Genomic DNA, 18678 nt, shown 5'->3' on the forward strand with positions numbered 1-18678 from the left:
CCCATGACCCAAAAATACATAGAAAAAATATTAAGAGCCAAAGTTTATGATGTTGCGGAGGAAACCCCGCTTGATTATGCGCCTTTCCTGGCAAAACGTTTTAACAATCAAATTTATTTAAAGCGTGAAGATCTGCAGCCTGTTTTTTCTTTTAAATTGCGAGGTGCATATAACAAAATTGTATTTCTCAGTGAACAGGAAAAGCAGCTTGGTGTCATTGCAGCTTCTGCTGGCAACCATGCACAAGGCGTCGCATTGTCGGCCACCAAGCTAGGTATAAAATCTTTAATAGTCATGCCTAAAACGACTCCCGAAATCAAAGTTAATTCGGTGCGCGCCTGGGGTGCAAAAGTGATTCTGCATGGTGATTCATTTGATGATGCTTATGCGCATGCCAAAGACATAGCGAAACAAAAAAATATGACCTTCGTGCACCCCTATGATGATCCTGATGTGATCGCAGGTCAGGGTACAGTCGCAATGGAAATACTGCGTCAGAAAACCGATATGATAGACGTGATTTTTGTACCTGTAGGCGGTGGTGGCTTAATTTCCGGAATAGCCGTTTATGCAAAATTTGTTCGTCCTGATATTAAAATTATCGGTGTCGAACCGAATGATTCTGATTGTTTAAATCAGGCATTAAAAGCTAACAGGCGGGTGACATTAAAGCAAGTTGGCTTGTTTGCCGATGGTGTGGCTGTAAAACAAATAGGTAAAGAACCTTTTCGACTGGCAAGGAATTTGGTAGACGAAGTTATTACTGTAAATACGGATGAAATCTGTGCCGCAATAAAGGATATTTTCGATGATACCCGGTCTGTTGCAGAGCCAGCTGGAGCGCTCGCTGTTGCAGGACTAAAAAAATATGTGGAAAGAGAGCAAATTACTGGTCAGACCTTAATAGCAATAGAGAGTGGCGCAAATATTAACTTTGACCGTTTACGCTATGTTGCCGAACGAACTCAGGTGGGTGAACACAGGGAAATACTCCTGGCGGTTAACATTCCTGAACAGCCGGGAAGTTTTCTGGCTTTTTGTAAATTATTAGGTAAGCGCAGTATCACCGAATTTAATTACCGCTATTTTGATTCGGGGCGCGCGCAAATATTTGCCGGTATTTCAAGTAGCGGGAATGAAATGGATAAAACTGAAATAATCAGCGAATTACAGGATAAAGGTTTTTCCGTTACCGATATGACTCAGAATGAACTGGCAAAAGAGCATATTCGATATATGGTTGGAGGGCATGCGCCTAATGAATTAAATGAAGTGATTTATAGTTTGCAGTTTCCCGAACGGCCGGGTGCTTTACTACGCTTTTTAACCTCATTGGGCAGTCAATGGAATATTAGTCTATTTCATTATCGTAATCATGGTGCTGCATTTGGTAAAGTATTGATTGGTGTCCAAATTACACAGTCCGAACAGCCTGCTTTGCAATTATGCTTTGATGCTCTGGGTTTTCTTTATACAGAGGAAACTAAAAATCCAGCTTATCAATTATTTACTGGCGGGCGAGGCTAGGAGATCAGTTTTTTTAATCTTCAAGCAAGTGTTTTAGTGCGGAGCCCGCATGTTTAAAAACAGGCCAGCCATCACCCGTTAAAACCGTATCAATAGCTGATAGACTGGCAAGTCGTGTTACGGATTGTTGCGCTAGAGCCCGGTCTGTTAATTTTGCATTAGGTAGTAGGCATAATTCACCGGCCACATGAGAACGGATTAAGTCTCCAGTGATAAGTGTGCTGTTTTCTAGTATTAAAGCGAGCTCTCCCGGAGTTTTTGAACCTTCAAGCTGATAAGCAATAAGTCCTGGAACTATTTCTTCATTATCAGTAATCCAGCGGTCACAACTGACAGGAAAATTTTCTTGTTCCCCCGCTGGGCCGAAAATTTTCGCCCCGGTACGTGTCGCTATATTTTTTGCATCACGGCAATGATCACTATTGGTAATGACGATAATATTGGCACCGCCTAATGCCTGTAGATGTTTAAAATCATGGTCTGACAGGGCTAAGGGATCAATTAACACATTCCCTTGTTCACGAACCCAGAGTACACTGTGAAAATCCAGATTTCGTTCTTGATTAAATTCTGACCAGCCAAATAAGTCTTTTCTATGTAGTTGTTTCATATAAATTTAATAAGTTTCTTAGTCTTCAAAAAGCGAATACGATAAGCGGGGGGTATCAGGATTATATACTTTGTACGATAACAGGTGTGGATTTTATGGCATGTACATAAAAATTGTGCATGCCTAGTCAGGTTTATGACACAGCAACGTAGTTATCACTAAAAATATACGGTTGGAGAGCTACAGCTGTTATCGTGCGAAATATAAGCAGGCTTTGATTTCCAGTAGAGTTTCTTAAGTATAGCTAATATTACTTACCTCAATTCAACTGCGATTATTAGACACGCATGACTTCGGAAGACATCGTGTTTACAAAATTCTTGAATTAGGGCTAGACTTTATGTAATGTAATGTAATCTCAATGGTAAAGGAATGCCCCTCCATGACTTTTCTAATTCGCGCTTCAAGTTATATGCAACTCTGGTGTTTTCAGCACCCAAATGTGCTAACTGACATGCTGTTGAGCATACTTTATTTTATTGATTTAATGCTCTATATCAGGCAGGGAGCACGAAAATTTCTTACCAGACGGTCGGAGATTTTAGGCCCTAATTACGCTGCTTTAGGTCGATTAATCGTAGGTGAGTACTATGCAGTTACCTCATTAATTAAAAGCCCGCAACATCAAGGGGTTTTTCTTAGGCCCGCGCGACTACTACGAAATCGGTTGCCTGCCGACCTTCTATTATTCCTGGCAGATAAAGAAGCGGGTGTGTCGGGTCAGCACAAGGCATTTCATGATTATATCTGGAATAGTTTGCTCATTCAGGCCCAGAATCGATCACCTGAGCCAAGGCTTCAGAAATTAATAGACGAATTAGTTCATTCAGCGCAACAATATGGTAGTACTCCTGATGCTAAGTCTATTTCTCCGAATGTTCAGCGCATGGTTATTCGCTATTTGATGTTGGTCATACTGGAAGTAACAGTCAATGAAACTCAAGTTGAAGCCATTAGAAAACTGTTCTGTACAGGAGGCTCGACTGCTGATTATATGTTTAAAACGATAACACCTTATGCACTCCCGGGTTTTATGCTCCACAGTTTACAGAATAATATTGATGAAATTGTCTTGCTTATTCAGCGCTCTCCAGTTTTGAAAGACTATTTTCCATCAGTAGCTAATCATTATTTAAACAAACAGCAATGGAGTTATTTGTTATTGTCGATTGTGGGTATTGCTGCCTTAAGAAATGGAGTTGACCTTGCGACTTATGTATTAAGCGAAATCCCCTCAGATTTTCCAATTGATACCTCAGACAACATACTTGTTCAACGTGCTGTACTTGAGATTGCTCGATGTCATGCCCCTGTCAACATGGTCAACGTTATTACTCCGCAGCTCATGTCATTTGAGGTAGCGGGTAAAGCATGCTATTTCCCAAAGGGCACCGTGCTTGCTGCATGTATAGGTCTTGCAAACCAGGATATCAGGCAGTTTCCCGATCCAGCTGCTTTCAACCCCGATCGCGATAATTTGATGTCTGCAATGATCAGTTTTAATTCGGTTGATTTCCATGCCACAGATTATGCTGGATGGTACACATGCCCGGGTCCTAAGATTGTACTTTCTATGTGTGCTGATTTGCTTGTTACCTGGCGAAATGCAGTTAGTTAATGCGTGTATTTATTCAAAATTACATGTTCATTAATTTGGAGTTCAGCTAGCGTTTCTAAATTCTAAGAATGATTGTTTAGGCAGAAAGCACTTAAAATAATTGGGGATAGCTAATATACGTCTGATAATTGGAGCATTCAGCCGCTTTCAGTGAAATTTAGCAGGGATGGATGATGTACAAATGAGACATTATATTGCAAATAGCTTATTTTACAGCCAAGAAAACATCTTTTATTAGGGCATTATTCAGTTTTTTGTTGGTTTTGATCTCTAAGGAGTACCGAGACATGAAATGCAACCCTCATCAATGAATATTATGAGGAAGGAAGAATTGAAAATCATTTTGCGCTACGCAATAGTTCTTTAAAGGGTGCGAAATCCTTTAACGGCAGTAATACAGGGTCCTTGGCAATTTCATCGCGATAGGATTCAGTCCTGACAAACGCCTCGGATAAAAAGCGAACAGCATCTTCGAGATGCCCCATTACCGTGTAAGCGCAGGCAAGCTGATAGAAAGCATGGCCATTATCAGGGTCAATCTTCAATGCCTGATGACATAAATTAGCCGCCCACTGAGGTTCGCCTAGCTCAAGTACGGCATCGGCTTTGTAAGTTAATGCCTCACAATCATCCACATTTAGCTTTAGTATATGATCATAAATAGCGACTTTGTTGGCTGGGTTGGTATCCTGACCGGCACGTAGCCAAAGCGATTGCATTTCCCGGGTCAACTCTATCTCTTCGCGGTTTTTTTCAATATGTTGGGTCTTTTGGTTGAGTTGCTGCTCAATAATGGCTAAACGCTGTTCATATTCATTGACAAGTTCCGAGATTTTTTCATCAGCCAATGATTGAACGCGTTCTTTCATATCCTTGATAGACGTCCAGCCTATCAATAATAAAATAGAAGTAGTGCCAGCAATCAAATAGAAAAAATAAGTGATCGCATTAGTCGCATAAGTCACGCCTCTATCTACCGAGGTTAACTCCCGATCTATAACTTGCTGGAGCAGCTCATTTTTTTGCGCGGCCATATCGGTCCGTAATTGTTTTAACTCATCCAGCATGTAACGTTCGATAAAAGGGCTATACAAGGGATTTTTCAGTGCCTCCACCTGCTTTTGCCTGGCATCTTTTATTTCAGCGGGCTGACTCATGGCGAGTAATGGCACCAATGCCGTTAAAAATAATATTATGAGGCGAGACATATTGCGCGACCATGATTGTGTACTTCAATCAAGCAACTATGCAGGCTTTTAATTGCTCTTTCATAATCATCAACCTTGATAATAAACTGCATATTGACTTGCCGCATGGATTGGTGCATAGCCAATACACTGATATTCTGGCTGGCTAAGCCGCCCACCGTTTTTGCCAGAATACCGGGTATCTGCATGTCGCTGCCGATTGCTGAAACGATGGCTATTTTCTGCTGGTCTATTTCCGATTCGGGAAATGTCTCTTCGAGCACCCGCCGAATTCTTTTTATCGTTTTCAGGTTCGTAGACAGATAATGGGTAATGCTGTTGGCATTAATGTCCTTGGCAATGATATTGGCTTTGAAGCGGTGTATCGCTGTCAGGATTTCGTGATCATACCGATCGATATTGCCCGCTAAGTCCTGGTCGAAAATCTCCAGCGCATAGGCGCCTTTGCAACCTGCGATAATTTCCACGCACGGAACATCGCTGATATAGTCACCGGTAATCAATGTGCCGCTGTGATCAGGTTCAAAGGTATTTTTTACGCGTAAGGGAATATTGTTCCGGCGCAAACCCTTGGCAGCTTTAGGATGTATCGCCTCCATTCCGAGTTTAGCTAACTGGTCTGCGACGTCATAATTAGTACGGCCAATGGGGACGGCGTTAGCTTCACTAACGATCCGAGGGTCGGCACTACTCAGATGAAACTCTTTATGGATGACCGCTTCCTGAGCTTGGGTTAATACTGCAATCCGGCTGAATATCATTTCACTGTAGCCCCTGTCGAAACTGGACATCAAGCCATCCGCACTGTGGGCATAGCCGGTGACGATTGGCAATTGTGTATTCAGATCAAGCCCGTTAAATGCCAACTGAATACGATCATCTAAGGGCAAGTGCCGAGTGGATTTCCAACCGGTTAAATCAATAAAGCAAGTGTTAATTCCTTCGCATTTTAGTAACTGTGTCATATTCCAGGCGCTATGAGCTTCGCCGATACTGGCTAGCATTTCCCTAACCGTCTCCAAATGCGAGTCTAAGGCAAAATGGCCATGCTGACAGAGGCTGTGCAGGTCCGTTAAGCTGCTCTCGGCGTCATCCAGTCGCTCACTGATAAAGGCATTGGCTTGCTCCAGTAATTCCCCGTCTTCAAAGAGTGAGGTATTAATGGCTTGCATACTTATCTTTAAAGTCTGCAGCGCTTGCCGCCAGCCTTGGTCGTCGTCATTGTTGGCAAATAAGGAAAAAACGCCAGGCTGCCCTGTTTTTTTATGCTCTAGCAAATCATTAGTGATACCGGCATAAGCAGAAACAACAAAGATTCGTTGATAAGGCTTATTGCTTTGTGTGGGCTTTAAAATAATGTTGTCGCGCACTGCAGCATAATTACTCATTGACGTGCCGCCAATTTTTTCTACACTATGAAAATTCATTTCAGTATTCTTTGGCTTCTCTTCGTTCAGGTTGCTCATAATTGTGTTTCCGGAAGGCTAATAGGGCAGGTCTTTTATTTAATAGCAGATATTCACTTTGTACTTACAAGATTCATAACCTGTATTTTTAATTGCATTAAAATGCCCTCTTTCTTAAAAATTACGGGTATATAAAATACCGATAAGCCTGCAATAATACCGATCATTCCCTCATATATAACAGCATGCCAGCCTAAATATCGCCATAAAAGCGCAACACCTAAGCCTGTAAACATTGCGCATAGACTTCTGTTTTGACTTGGTTTTTTGCCCAGACACAAAACAATCAACAACGGCGCAAAAGCACTGGCTAAACCAGACCAGGCCATAATAACTAAACTGAAAACACTCTGACTATTAAGTAATGCCCACACTAAAGCAGCCATGGTAATCGCAACCGTAGCCCCTTTAAGTAAGCGAGTATTTTCAATTTTATGCGGCAATAAATCATGGGTGAGTGCAGCTGAGCAGCTTAATATTAGCGAGTCAGCTGTGGACATGGTGGCAGCAAAAATTCCTGCGAGAATTAAGCCGACAAAAGCGGGTGATAATAATTGCAGAGCCATTGTAGGGAGTGCCAATTCAGCATCGAATTTCCCCGTATCTACCAAATAGATACGCGATAATAAGCCTATCCCCGTCGCCATACTATAAAAAATAAAATACCAGCTGTAATACCATAATCTCGCTTGGCGCATTTTGCTAGCATCGTTTAATGCCATAAAACGCACCATAACATGAGGTTGACCTATGACCGATAAACCTGCAAACATCCAGCTAATAGAAAATAAAATACCACCGGCCAATCCTGGCAGTGCTAAATCTTTTGGGAACCAATCCATAAAGCCTTCAATAGCACTCATCTGGTCGAGCGCATTAGAAAGACCACCTAGTGAGCTAATTGCTGTTACCAATAATAAGCTCATGGAAAATATCATAACCACAGATTGCGCTGCATCCGTCCAGATCGACGCGCGAATGCCTCCGGCAAAACAATACAGCACCACCATAATGCTACCTAATACGGCACCTGCCCAAAGAGGCCAGTCAAATAGGACATGCAGTGCTTTACTGCCTGCAACTAATTGCGCACTGGCATAAGCCAATAAAAAAAACAGTGAAATAAGGGCAATCGCTCGCTGTAATACTTTATATTTCTCGCCGTGCCAATGACTTAATATGCCTGCATAACTCACTTCACCGGTCGCTTCTGTTGCAACACGCAAGCGTGAATGCACAAAAGTAGAAGCCAGAAAATCGCCTGCAATCCAACCCAGCATTAACCATATTGAAGCAAGTCCCGTAGCATAAGTGTAACCAATAATGCCTATAAACATATAGCCGCTATTATTGGTTGCCACTGCTGATAGACCCACTAAGCCGGGCGAAATAGAACCGCTGGCCAGATAATAATCTTTCTTGGTGTCTTGGCTTTTAAAAAAAGAGCTAACGCCGATAGCAACAAATAGCGCCATAAAACATAAAAAACTGATAATCACTAAGTGCTCCTTAAAGAAAATTCTATACCTACTTATCTCGGATGAGCATCAAATAGCCACGGTTTAATTGGGACTTGTCGAGTAGGCAGTTAAACCTTTTCGCTAGTTCACTTCGTTAGTTCAAGTGCTAATTTCTTTTCAGCTTAACTCGTAAGCACCCTCTGCATTATGTACTTCCTTGCCGTTAAGCGGAGGGTTGAAGACGCAGGCCATTTTCATCTCTGTAAAGGCGCGTAGCGTATGTTGATCATGTTGATCTAAAATATAAAGTGTACCGGGTGTAATCGGATGCTTTTTATGATCCACTCGCGTTTCAACTTCGCCTTCCCCTGAAATGCAATACACCGATTCCAAATGATTTTGATAGTGCATCTGAAAGTCTGCCCCAGCATAAATGGTTGTAATATGGAAAGAGAATCCCATATTGTCATCTTTTAATAACATGCGAGTACTTTCCCAATTACCATCAGGTGATACAACGCGACGCGTTGTTTTTTCCGCTTCTTGGAGTTGTCTAACAATCATAATGTTTTGTTGGATAAATAGGCTGAGTGTTTAATATACGTTTCTTGTTTATCGCTTTAAGCAGTGGTAGCAAAATAATCTTTTTCTTCTGGAATCGAATCTTCCTTAGCGCACACCTCTTTTATCGCCTGCTCAACGATATCGATGCCTTTTTTTAAGTTTGCGTCACTAATAATAAGCGGGCATAGAAACTTAACCACTTGATCATCGGCGCCGCTGGTTTCAATAATCATGTTTTTCTGAAAGGCTTTGTGGGTTATTTTTCCTGCCAAATCACTGTTAATGCAATTGATTCCCTGAAACATACCGCGCCCACGAGTACTAAAATTACCTTCCCCATATTGATCAATAATGGCTTCCAGACGTTTTGAAACATATTCACCTTTGCGCTTTATCTCTTTTGAAAATGTATCATCTGACCAGTATGTATCGATGGCCGCTTTTGCCGTAACAAAGGCAAAGCTATTGCCTCTGAAGGTGCCATTATGCTCACCGGGTTTCCATTGATCTATTTCTGGACGAATAAGTACCATCGCAAAAGGTAAGCCATAGCCGCCTAATGATTTTGAAAGGGTCACGATATCAGGGTAAAGACCGGCTTCTTCAAAGCTAAAATAGGTGCCGGTGCGACCACATCCTGCTTGAATATCATCAACAATTAATAAGACATCATGCTTTTTACACGTCGCTTGCAAATCCTTTAGCCATCCAAGGCTCGCCGCATTAATACCACCTTCACCTTGAACAGTTTCAACAATAACCGCGGCAGGCAGGTCAATACCGCTACTTGAATCAGTAAGTACTTTATCCAAATAAGCGATGGTATCGATATCTTCACCCAAATAACCATCAAAAGGCATACGGCTCACACCATTAAGGCTCACGCCTGCGGCTCCGCGATGGTGAGAATTTCCTGTAGCGGCTAATGCCCCCAGGCTCACACCGTGGAAACCATTGGTAAAAGCAATAATATTTTCACGCCCGGTGACATTTCGCGCTAATTTTAGCGCGGCTTCGACTGCATTGGTTCCAGTAGGTCCGGTAAATTGCAGCACATAATCCAGATTACGCGGTTTTAGAATTTTTTCGTTAAAGGTGTTAAGGAACTCTTCTTTAGCTTTGGTATGCAGATCTAATCCATGAGTAATTCCGTCATCATGAATATACTGGAGTAATTTTTCCTTAAATACAGGGTTATTATGACCATAATTTAAGGTACCCGCACCCGCAAGAAAATCAAGATATTCAACGCCATCTTCATCATAAAGAAATTCACCGACTGCTTTGTTAAAAATACGTGGAAATGAGCGCGCATAAGACTGTACTTCTGATTCGATTTCTTCAAATATTTTCATTATTAATTTCCTTTCTTATATTAAACGGACCAATCTTCACTAACATTTCAGTGTCATGAGCATTATCAAGATGTTGCTTGCGATCAAACATAACTGAGCTGTGAAGTTCGGTATTTAACTTGCTGGACAGGCCGTTGAATAAAGCCCAAGAGGCCTGATTTGATTCGGTAATAGTTGTTTCAAGATACCTGATGTCATTGCAAAGTGGGCGATCAAGTATGTGTTGTAACATACGTGTTGCAAGCCCCTGGCCGCGTGCCTGCGTGCCGACGGCCACTTGCCAGACAAACAATGTATTCGGTCTATCAGGAACAACATAGGCTGAGATAAATCCTACCACTTCATCTTGAGCAACAGCGGCTACTGAAGTACAGGAAAAATGACTGCATTGCAATAAATTGCAATATAAGGAATTTGTATCTAACGGGGGGCATTGAGAAATTAGTTTAAATGCCTGTGAACCATCTTCTGGTAAAGGCTGACGTAGATCTATAACTAAACTTTTAATATTAAAAGCACCAAATTTGTATACACATCTAATTATATATTTTATGGAAAAATATGCTAAAAGCTGATATTTCAATAAATTAAATTGAATGAGTAAGATTGAAATTACCTTTATATGATATATTATTTAGACATCAAAGTATAGTGCACTAAACAATATTACATCGCAAAGGGATTCGCAATAGACTTAAACTAAGCAGCAACAAACATTAATGGGAGAACGCTTTAAAAATATCTTTTCCATATATTATTAAAGATTACAGGCTGTATTCACTGAAGATCAGTTTATAATCAAATTATTTTGCAAATAACCAAAGGTGTGCTTTTGAAGCGAATTGAAGAAGTACTCATTGCTCTGCGTCGTGTGATAAGAGCAACTGATCTGCACTCAAAATATCTTGAAAAAACAACCGGGCTAACGGCCCCGCAAATTTTGTTACTGCAAGCGATTAGCACGATGGGTCAAGCAACGATAGGTGAACTGGCTAATAAAATAAGCCTTAGTCAAGCAACAGTGACAACGATTTTGGATAGACTCGAAAAGCGTAACCTAATTACTCGCCAACGTTCGGAACAAGATAAACGAAAAGTACATGCTTACCTAACAGAGGAGGCGTCTAAGGTACTGATAAATGCGCCACTACCACTACAAGACCAATTTACTCAACAGTTCACTGATCTTCACGAATGGGAAAAGACCATGATTATTTCGTCGCTACAGCGTGTTGCTCAGATGATGGATGCACAAGATATTGATGCATCTCCAGTTCTGGATATTGGACTTATAGACAGACAATGCACAGAACTTAACAATAGTAAGACGCTAATTAAAGAAGATAAGATCTAATAAAGCAAAGCTCTCTGCTCTTTATGGTTCGCCTAAGACCACATGGATAGCTTGTACATTAATGCATAGTTGTTTGCAGGCTGCGAAGTGTTAGTTTATTGATATACAGAAAAATGGAAAGCTATCAACTTGGCATAGTTTTACATATGGGGAAGCTTGAGAGTTGCTTGTGTGGTTTTTGGTAGCGTGTCTTGCATAAACAAACGGATAGGACAGATGTATGACGCGCTTAGTCTCCATGATATTGGGAGCAGACCGGCAGCCTAAGTTTTAACAATGCGTGCTAAAAATTCACGCTCCCCGTTGTGTCTAGCTAACCTGGCACGATCTTATATAATATTTTTTAAGATCGAACTTGAATGTCTGCTGCTTCAGGAAGAAAACCGCCTGCCTGCATAGACCATAGTTTTGCGTAGTGACCATTTAGGCGAAGTAATTCGGCGTGGCTGCCATTTTCAATAATTTGTCCCTGGTGAAAAACCAGAATGCGGTCAAGATGAGACAGGGTTGACAGTCGATGTGCAATAACCATTACTGTTTTATGCCGCATCAGGTAAACGAGACTTTCCTGAATGAGCCTTTCTGTGATGGAATCCAGAGCACTGGTCGCTTCATCAAGTAATAAAATTGAGCTGTTTTTTAGAATAGCTCGCGCCAGAGCAATGCGCTGCCGCTGCCCTCCTGATAATTTAACACCACGCTCTCCCACCAGAGACTCATAACCCTCTTCGGTATCCATTATAAATTCATGGGCATGTGCTTTTTTAGAGGCTTCTATGACTTCATTATCGGACGCATCTAGTCGGCCATAGCGAATATTTTCCATGAGTGTACGATGAAACAACATCGGATCCTGAGGAATCATGGCAATGTTATTGCGCAAACTTTCCTGAGAAACCGAATGGATATTCTGCTGATCTATTAAAATACTTCCGGATTGGGGTTCAAATAGACGCAAAATGAGATTCAGTAAACTACTTTTACCACTCCCTGAAAATCCAACCAGTCCGACTTTTTCTCCAGATTTAATCGATATATTCAGGTTCTGAAAAACCGGTTTTCCTGCCACGTAACTAAAGTCAACTTTATGAAATTTAATAGTGCCTGATTTTACTATTAAATTTTTTGCATTAACCGGATCCAGAATTTCATGAGGTTGTATGATTTGACTTACCCCGTCATTGATATTTCCGGTATATTCAAAAAACTCAAGAAAGCGTCGACTCAAACCTCGAGCTTGTTCAATCAGCATTAATGACAGGCTCGCCGCCATGGCAAACTCACCCACGGTCATAGCATTCGCACTCCATATTTTGAGTGCGTAACCAATAATCCCGAGCATCAATATCATAGCGGCAATAAACTGAAACCAGCGTATGCGTTCCATAAACCAAAAAGTCTGCCGGGCAATTTTGACTTCTGTATTCAGGTAACCACCCAGGTAAGTTTGCTCATATTCACGCCGGGCAAACAATTTTGCGTTCATGATATTAGTCACAGAATCAACGATCTTGCCACTCACCATGCTTCTTGCTGCAGCGTATTTTTGAGCATACTGTCGACAACGTAGTGCCAGTAAAAAAGAAATCAGCACATACACCGCAATCCACAAACCCAGAGTTAAAGCCAGTTCAAGATTAACGCCTATCAGTAAAATCAGGGAGACACTGAAAGAAATGATCAGTGGCCAAAAATCAAATAACACGGTCCAGATTACATTGGCAACGCCCAGTGATACTTCACTGATTCGATTAGCCAAAGAACCTGCGAAATGGCTTAGAAAGTAGCGCTGGGAATGGTGCTGTAAATAGGCGAATAATTCACGGCGCACACGCAGGCGCAATGTCGGTCCAAGCATTATCAAAATGGATCCGCTTGCTCGTGAAAATAGCACGATACCTAGATTTAACAAGCCAAATAACCAAAGGGGTGATTCTACCTTGGTCCATACGTCTATTTTGAGTGTATGAGCAAGGGTAACAGCATCCATAATTTGTTTTATTGCATAGGGAAGCAATATAGAACAAGCGGCCTGCCCCGCCTCAAGTGCAGCCATCAGCAATATACCCCACAGGTAAGCGGTAACATAGCGAAAACAAAATCCGAAGGATGTTGCTGGCAAAGGAGGGGCTTCAGTATTTTCTATCTGTGCAGGGGCCACGTTGAATAAAATATAGATTTAAAAGCGTGATTATAAATCAAGCATGTAAGTCAGCTTGTCGCTAACTGAGTATAAAGATTCCAGTACAATAGACAGGGCAAAAAACTGAAGCTTATTTTGTGGCGGCAATAGTCAAAGTTATTGCCTTGTTTAATATTTGTGAGCCATACGGGATACCACAGCTGTCCAGGTTTTAGCGATATTCCTATGATTATATCCACCGCCGCCCATTGCAATAAATTTGTTGTGACACAGTTGACTGGCTAATATACAAAGTCTTTCAGCTGCATAGGCATGTGCTTTTTCGCTGTATTCCATATGCGTAATAGGATCGCCTTTTATGCTGTCGGCCCCGCATTGCAAGAGAATAAAATCGGCACCGTGTTTTAACAGGAATTCTTCTACAGATTCCCATGCCTGCATAAAAGCCTCGTCATTTGAGTGCGGGGGCATGGGAATATTGAGTTTTGTGCCGACTGCCCTGTCTTTACCTGTTTCGGATTCTGCTCCTGTGCCAGGGTATAAAAAATGGCCATCTTCATGCAGATCAACAAAGATAAGTTCAGGGTCATTTTCAAAACTGTAAAATACGCCATCGCCATGATGGGCATCAATATCAATATAGGCAATACGTTGAATATTATATTTGTTACGCAGGTACTCGATAGCCACACCACAATCGTTATATACACAGAAGCCTGCTGCTATGTGGCGTCGTGCATGATGTAAGCCTGCTATCGGAATAAATGCGTGTTGATATTCATTGCTGATAATGCGATCTACTGCATCACAGACTGTGCCCACCACAAACGAGGCTGCTTCGTACATGCCAATAAATGCAGGAGTGTCTCCCTGATCTAAATAGCCGATACCCTGTCTGGATTGTTGTTTTACCTGTTCGACATAATCGTGTGTGTGAAATAATTCCAGGATACTTTGTGGCGCCTTTTGTGGCGGCAGTATGTCGACTTTTTCTTGCAGGAATTGTTGGTAGAATTCTTGTGCAAATACTTGATACCGCATCGGGCCAAAAGGATGGTCATTAGCAAAGCTATAACGGGCTAAATCGTCGCCAAGATAGACACAGCAGTGGTGTCGGCTCATCTGGGTAATGTTTCCTTATAAGCGAGATTGCTATTCGTCCACATTATTAAACTCAGGCACTAATTGTTTTAGTTGCTCTAGTATATTTGCAGAATTGCGGCTTTTGCATGCCGCGAGTAAATTTTCCATTTGTTGCTCCCATACATCCTGCTCATAGCGTCGAGCTTTTGCTAAAAAGAGCTTTTCAAATCCGGTGCCTAATAATTGCTCTTGCTCATGAAATAGTTCTTCATGTAATTTCTCCCCTGCGCGCAGGCCGATATATTCAATTTTAATATCTGAACCGACGCTTAAGCCGCTTAGTTGAATCATTTGTTCGGCGAGGTAGCTAATCTTGATTGCCTTGCCCATATCCAGTACATAGATTTCACCGCCGGCACCGACTGCTTCAGCGTTCATAATAAGCCGACAGGCTTCAGGTATGGTCATAAAAAAACGCGTCACATCAGCATGTGTAACGGTAACGGGACCTCCGGTTTTAATTTGTTCTCTAAATAAAGGTACTACACTGCCTGCCGAATCGAGCACGTTACCAAAGCGGACTGTTATAAATGAAGTGTGTTCCGCCCGGGTATTTAGATTTTGACATAAAATTTCTGCCGCACGTTTGGTTGCTCCCATAATATTGCTTGGATTTACTGCTTTATCGGTAGATATTAAAACAAAGCGTTCAACATTTTCAGCGAGTGCTACTTCAGCGACATTTTTTGTGCCTATTAAATTATTAGTCACAGCGGCTAAGACCTGTCCTTCTAATAAAGGCACATGTTTATAAGCTGCTGCATGAAAAATTATGTCAGGTTTTTCATTGCGAATAAGCTCTTCTACTGCAGTTCGATCAGATACATCACCTAAAATTGCACTAAGCTTTAAATCAGGAAAGCTCTTTTTTAATGTTGACTGGATTTGATACAGGTTAAATTCAGAATGTTCATAAATAATTAATGATTCTGGCGAAACCCTAGCGAGTTGGCGACAAAGTTCGGAACCTATAGAGCCTCCTCCTCCGGTAATTAAAATTCTTTTGCCCGATAGGCTGGATTTAATTTGGGTCCAGTTCAGATTGACTGGTTCACGCCCTAAAATATCATCAATGGCAACATCCCTTAAATTTCCTTTAGAAACAGTATTAGAAAGTAATTCTTTAACAGAAGGTAAGGTTTTGAAGGGGACCTGGGCCTGTTCACAAGCCTCAACAATGCCACGCATTTCTATTTCAGATGCAGACGGGATGGCAATCAGAATAATATCGACATTCAGTTTTGCTGTATATTCAGCGATTAAATTAGTATCGAAAAGAACCTGTAAACCTCGTATTGACCGCCCTTTTTTTCTTTTATCATCATCCACAAAGGCGATCGGCAATAAAGAGACCTCGTCTTGTAATAAGTCTCTTGCCAGCATTTCTCCTGCGGCACCTGCGCCAATAATTAGTGCACGCTGGGCCGCTGATTCGTGTTTTACCCCATCTTTATAGTAGCGATAAAACAAGCGGGGAATGCTTAACAATAGTAATAAAAAACTGGTATAGAGTGGTAGTACTGAGCGCGGCATAAAGGCTAGTCGGTTATAAACGAATAGGCTCCCGGCAATAAAGAAAACGCCGAAAAAGACGGCCTTAAAAATTCTGATTAAATCGGGTAATGAAGAAAAACGCCAGACACCTTTATATAAACCAAAATACCAGAAAATAATTGATTGACTAATAATGACATAGGGTAAATGAACTAAGGCATTTTTGAGATAATCACTGGGTATAAGTTCTAAATCAAAACGGAACCAGAAAGCTAGTAGCCAGGCGCATGCCACCATAAAGGCATCGTGGGTTGCGATGGTTAAGCGTGATCTAAATGCAAAGTAACTATTGAACACTGGTGGTCTCGGTAGTTTTAACGGGTTTATTAGTTTTTTGAGTTGTCAACAACCTACTGGCAGCTACTTCTAAGAAATATGTTGTATAAAAATAAGATACAATTCTTTGTCTATATTGGCATTGAAAGGATAGATAATCAATATAATTCAAGTTACAAGTGCGATTCCAGTAGTCATGGGGGTTTGCATTTAGTTTGTTAAGAAGCATTGCATTAGGTGTTTGGTAATTTAGTCTCTTGGTATGGAGGGTTATTAAGGCGTTGGATGGCGAACTCAAATGCTCATTGGCTTAAAAAGTGCTATTAAGTTTGCAAAAATAACTTGCTCAGCAACTGAATCTATAATAAGCCGAGCATAAATATATTATATGGGGTATTATAGAGGATAAAATTTTTAATATCAGGTAGCTTTTTATATTCTGCCCAGCACTCTCATCGTATACCACAATAGAACCGCAAAAACTCTATTGACGCAAACACACTAGGAACGCTTAATGACCTCCGAAGTATTATCACTTCCAAAATTTTCCGATTTAAAACTTATTGATCCGCTATTTAAAGCTCTGAATGAAGTTGGCTATGAAAATCCGTCACCGATTCAGGCACTGACCATTCCACTAATTCTGGAAGGCAGAGATGTGCTTGGACAGGCACAGACTGGAACCGGTAAAACTGCCGCATTTGCTTTACCTTTATTGTCAAAATTAGACATCAAACAAAAGGATCCTCAAGTTCTGGTTTTAGCGCCTACGCGTGAATTAGCGATACAGGTTGCTGAAGCCTTTCAAAAATACGCAAAATATATTAAAGATTTTCATGTGGCACCGATTTACGGAGGACAAGATTATTCCGGACAATTGCGTATGTTAAGGCGTGGTGCTCATGTTGTCGTTGGCACGCCTGGGCGTGTTATGGACCATATGCGCAAAGGTACTTTAAAGCTAGAGAACTTAACATGCCTGGTATTAGATGAAGCAGATGAAATGCTACGTATGGGTTTTATCGACGATGTCGAATGGGTATTAGAGCAGTTGCCCAAGCAACGTCAAATTGCCTTGTTTTCAGCAACAATGCCAACAGCTATTCGTCGTATTGCTGATAACTATTTGCATAATCCTGAACACGTTACTATTAAAGTTAAAACCACGACAGCCGAAACTATTCGTCAGCGATACTGGACAGTGAGCGGGATGCATAAGCTGGATGCATTAACACGTATTTTAGAGGCAGAAACTTTTGATGGCATGATCATTTTTGTGCGCACTAAAAACTCAACTATCGAATTAGCAGAAAAATTAGAAGCACGCGGTTTTTCAGCAGCAGCGATTAATGGTGATTTAGCGCAAAATCAACGTGAAAAAACCATTGAAAAATTAAAAAATGGCAAACTGGATATTCTTGTAGCTACGGATGTTGCTGCCCGTGGTCTGGATGTGCAGCGTATCAGCCATGTTATTAACTATGATATACCTTATGATACAGAAGCCTATGTGCATCGTATTGGCCGCACAGGGCGTGCAGGCAGAACTGGTGATGCGATTTTATTTGTTGCACCACGTGAAAAACGCATGTTAGGCGCAATTGAACGTGCAACCAGGCAGCGTATCGAACTGATGGAAATGCCTTCCACGGAAATGATTAACGATAAGCGAGTTAATCGCTTTAAACAACAGATTACTGATACTTTAGCAACAGAAGAGTTAGAGTTTTACAATAAAATCATTGAACAATATGAAACAGAACACGACGTTCCAGCCAATGAGATTGCTGCTGCCTTAGCGAAACTGGTACAAGGTGATGAACCGCTATTATTGAAAAAGCCTGCTAAAACGAAAGAGCATTCTGATGGTGGTCGTGATCGAGGCCGTGATCGTAGTCGTAGCAGCGATGGTGAAGGTGAAAGAACTTCAAGCAAGCGTCGTAAAGGAAGCGCTGCACTACAAGGCAGTATGCAACGTTATCGTATAGAAGTTGGTAAAGACCATGGTGCAAAGCCAGGTAATATCGTCGGTGCGATTGCTAATGAGGCGGGGCTGAATGGTAAAGAAATCGGACAGATTGATATGCATGCTGAATTTAGTATTGTCGATTTGCCGAAAGGTATGCCAGATGAAGTTTTTAATGGTTTGAAGGCAACTCGTGTTGCCGGACAAAAACTGAATATTGCACCTGTTAAGGATGGTGAAGTTCCTAGACAGAATAAAGACTCGCATAGAAGTGGAGAAAAAACGGATAAAAAGCCCCGCAGAAATCCACGCAAAAGTAAATCTTCTTAACTTTAGTTAAGAACCGGGCTCGAAATATCCATGAACTTACTGCCTGGAGCGGACTTTATTCCGCTCCAGGCAGACATGGATTTACTGCTCTGGCCATGCACATC

At 41.4% G+C, this 18678-nt stretch carries 14 protein-coding genes; 4 read left to right on the plus strand and 10 right to left on the minus strand.

Annotation, left to right across the window (positions count from 1 at the left end; all coding sequences use genetic code 11):
• The first annotated feature begins 3 nt into the window (after positions 1-3).
• Positions 4-1527: a threonine ammonia-lyase, biosynthetic gene (gene ilvA, locus AU255_RS01515; RefSeq protein ID WP_080521232.1), complete on the plus strand. Its 1524-nt coding sequence runs from the start codon at positions 4-6 to the stop codon at positions 1525-1527.
• Positions 1528-1540: 13 nt separating this feature from the next.
• On the opposite strand, the gene AU255_RS01520 is transcribed toward ilvA, so the two are convergent.
• On the minus strand, positions 1541-2137 hold the full coding sequence (locus AU255_RS01520; protein WP_080521233.1) for an MBL fold metallo-hydrolase: 597 nt from the start codon (positions 2135-2137) through the stop codon (positions 1541-1543).
• 382 nt (positions 2138-2519) lie between these two features.
• Between AU255_RS01520 and AU255_RS01525 the strand changes: the two genes are divergently transcribed.
• Positions 2520-3755: a hypothetical protein gene (locus AU255_RS01525; protein WP_080521234.1), complete on the plus strand. Its 1236-nt coding sequence runs from the start codon at positions 2520-2522 to the stop codon at positions 3753-3755.
• A 338-nt stretch (positions 3756-4093) separates the two neighbouring features.
• Here the strand turns inward: AU255_RS01525 and AU255_RS01530 are convergent, their stop codons facing one another.
• The 6 genes from AU255_RS01530 to ectA all read right to left on the minus strand — a co-directional run bounded on the left by AU255_RS01530 (position 4094) and on the right by ectA (position 10391).
• The gene (locus AU255_RS01530; RefSeq protein WP_080521235.1) at positions 4094-4963 is read right to left on the minus strand and encodes a TPR end-of-group domain-containing protein; all 870 of its coding nucleotides are present in this window, start codon (positions 4961-4963) and stop codon (positions 4094-4096) included.
• Positions 4948-6429: an aspartate kinase gene (locus AU255_RS01535; RefSeq protein ID WP_233144525.1), complete on the minus strand. Its 1482-nt coding sequence runs from the start codon at positions 6427-6429 to the stop codon at positions 4948-4950. Before AU255_RS01535 ends, AU255_RS01530 begins: the two co-directional genes overlap by 16 nt.
• A gap of 53 nt (positions 6430-6482) precedes the next feature.
• Positions 6483-7928, minus strand: a complete 1446-nt coding sequence (locus tag AU255_RS01540; RefSeq protein ID WP_080521236.1) for a sodium/proline symporter — start codon at positions 7926-7928, stop codon at positions 6483-6485.
• Between the two features lie 138 nt (positions 7929-8066).
• Positions 8067-8453 carry an ectoine synthase gene (locus AU255_RS01545; RefSeq protein ID WP_080521237.1) on the minus strand — a complete coding sequence of 129 codons (387 nt, stop codon included), beginning with the start codon at positions 8451-8453 and terminating at the stop codon, positions 8067-8069.
• A gap of 56 nt (positions 8454-8509) precedes the next feature.
• Positions 8510-9808, minus strand: a complete 1299-nt coding sequence (gene ectB, locus AU255_RS01550; protein ID WP_080521238.1) for a diaminobutyrate--2-oxoglutarate transaminase — start codon at positions 9806-9808, stop codon at positions 8510-8512.
• On the minus strand, positions 9795-10391 hold the full coding sequence (ectA, locus tag AU255_RS01555; protein WP_233144526.1) for a diaminobutyrate acetyltransferase: 597 nt from the start codon (positions 10389-10391) through the stop codon (positions 9795-9797). Before ectA ends, ectB begins: the two co-directional genes overlap by 14 nt.
• Before the next feature lie 225 nt (positions 10392-10616).
• Between ectA and AU255_RS01560 the strand changes: the two genes are divergently transcribed.
• A complete protein-coding gene (locus tag AU255_RS01560; protein ID WP_233144527.1) occupies positions 10617-11162 on the plus strand; it encodes a MarR family winged helix-turn-helix transcriptional regulator in 546 nt (181 codons plus the stop codon).
• Positions 11163-11505: 343 nt separating this feature from the next.
• Here the strand turns inward: AU255_RS01560 and AU255_RS01565 are convergent, their stop codons facing one another.
• From AU255_RS01565 to AU255_RS01575, 3 genes are all read right to left on the minus strand, one after another.
• Positions 11506-13323 (minus strand): ABC transporter ATP-binding protein, encoded by a 1818-nt coding sequence (locus tag AU255_RS01565; RefSeq protein ID WP_233144528.1) that lies wholly within the window; start codon positions 13321-13323, stop codon positions 11506-11508.
• 150 nt (positions 13324-13473) lie between these two features.
• Positions 13474-14427 (minus strand): acetoin utilization protein AcuC, encoded by a 954-nt coding sequence (locus AU255_RS01570; RefSeq protein ID WP_080521240.1) that lies wholly within the window; start codon positions 14425-14427, stop codon positions 13474-13476.
• 30 nt (positions 14428-14457) lie between these two features.
• Entirely contained in the window at positions 14458-16299 is a 1842-nt protein-coding gene (locus AU255_RS01575; protein WP_233144529.1) for a polysaccharide biosynthesis protein, read from the minus strand.
• Between the two features lie 493 nt (positions 16300-16792).
• Here AU255_RS01575 and AU255_RS01580 point away from each other — a divergent pair, with 493 nt between their 5' ends.
• Complete coding sequence (locus tag AU255_RS01580; protein ID WP_080521242.1) at positions 16793-18574, plus strand: DEAD/DEAH box helicase; 1782 nt, start codon at positions 16793-16795, stop codon at positions 18572-18574.
• The last annotated feature ends 104 nt before the right edge of the window (positions 18575-18678 follow it).

Source organism: Methyloprofundus sedimenti, assembly GCF_002072955.1.
In the GTDB taxonomy this organism is placed as follows: domain Bacteria; phylum Pseudomonadota; class Gammaproteobacteria; order Methylococcales; family Methylomonadaceae; genus Methyloprofundus; species Methyloprofundus sedimenti.

Bases quoted from the DNA above. Each gene is read 5' to 3' on its own strand.
- ilvA (WP_080521232.1), top strand. From the start codon at position 4: ATGACCCAAAAATACATAGAAAAAATATTAAGAGCCAAAGTTTATGAT.
- AU255_RS01520 (WP_080521233.1), bottom strand. From the start codon at position 2,137: ATGAAACAACTACATAGAAAAGACTTATTTGGCTGGTCAGAATTTAAT.
- AU255_RS01525 (WP_080521234.1), top strand. From the start codon at position 2,520: ATGACTTTTCTAATTCGCGCTTCAAGTTATATGCAACTCTGGTGTTTT.
- AU255_RS01530 (WP_080521235.1), bottom strand. From the start codon at position 4,963: ATGTCTCGCCTCATAATATTATTTTTAACGGCATTGGTGCCATTACTC.
- AU255_RS01535 (WP_233144525.1), bottom strand. From the start codon at position 6,429: ATGAGCAACCTGAACGAAGAGAAGCCAAAGAATACTGAAATGAATTTT.
- AU255_RS01545 (WP_080521237.1), bottom strand. From the start codon at position 8,453: ATGATTGTTAGACAACTCCAAGAAGCGGAAAAAACAACGCGTCGCGTT.
- ectB (WP_080521238.1), bottom strand. From the start codon at position 9,808: ATGAAAATATTTGAAGAAATCGAATCAGAAGTACAGTCTTATGCGCGC.
- AU255_RS01570 (WP_080521240.1), bottom strand. From the start codon at position 14,427: ATGAGCCGACACCACTGCTGTGTCTATCTTGGCGACGATTTAGCCCGT.
- AU255_RS01580 (WP_080521242.1), top strand. From the start codon at position 16,793: ATGACCTCCGAAGTATTATCACTTCCAAAATTTTCCGATTTAAAACTT.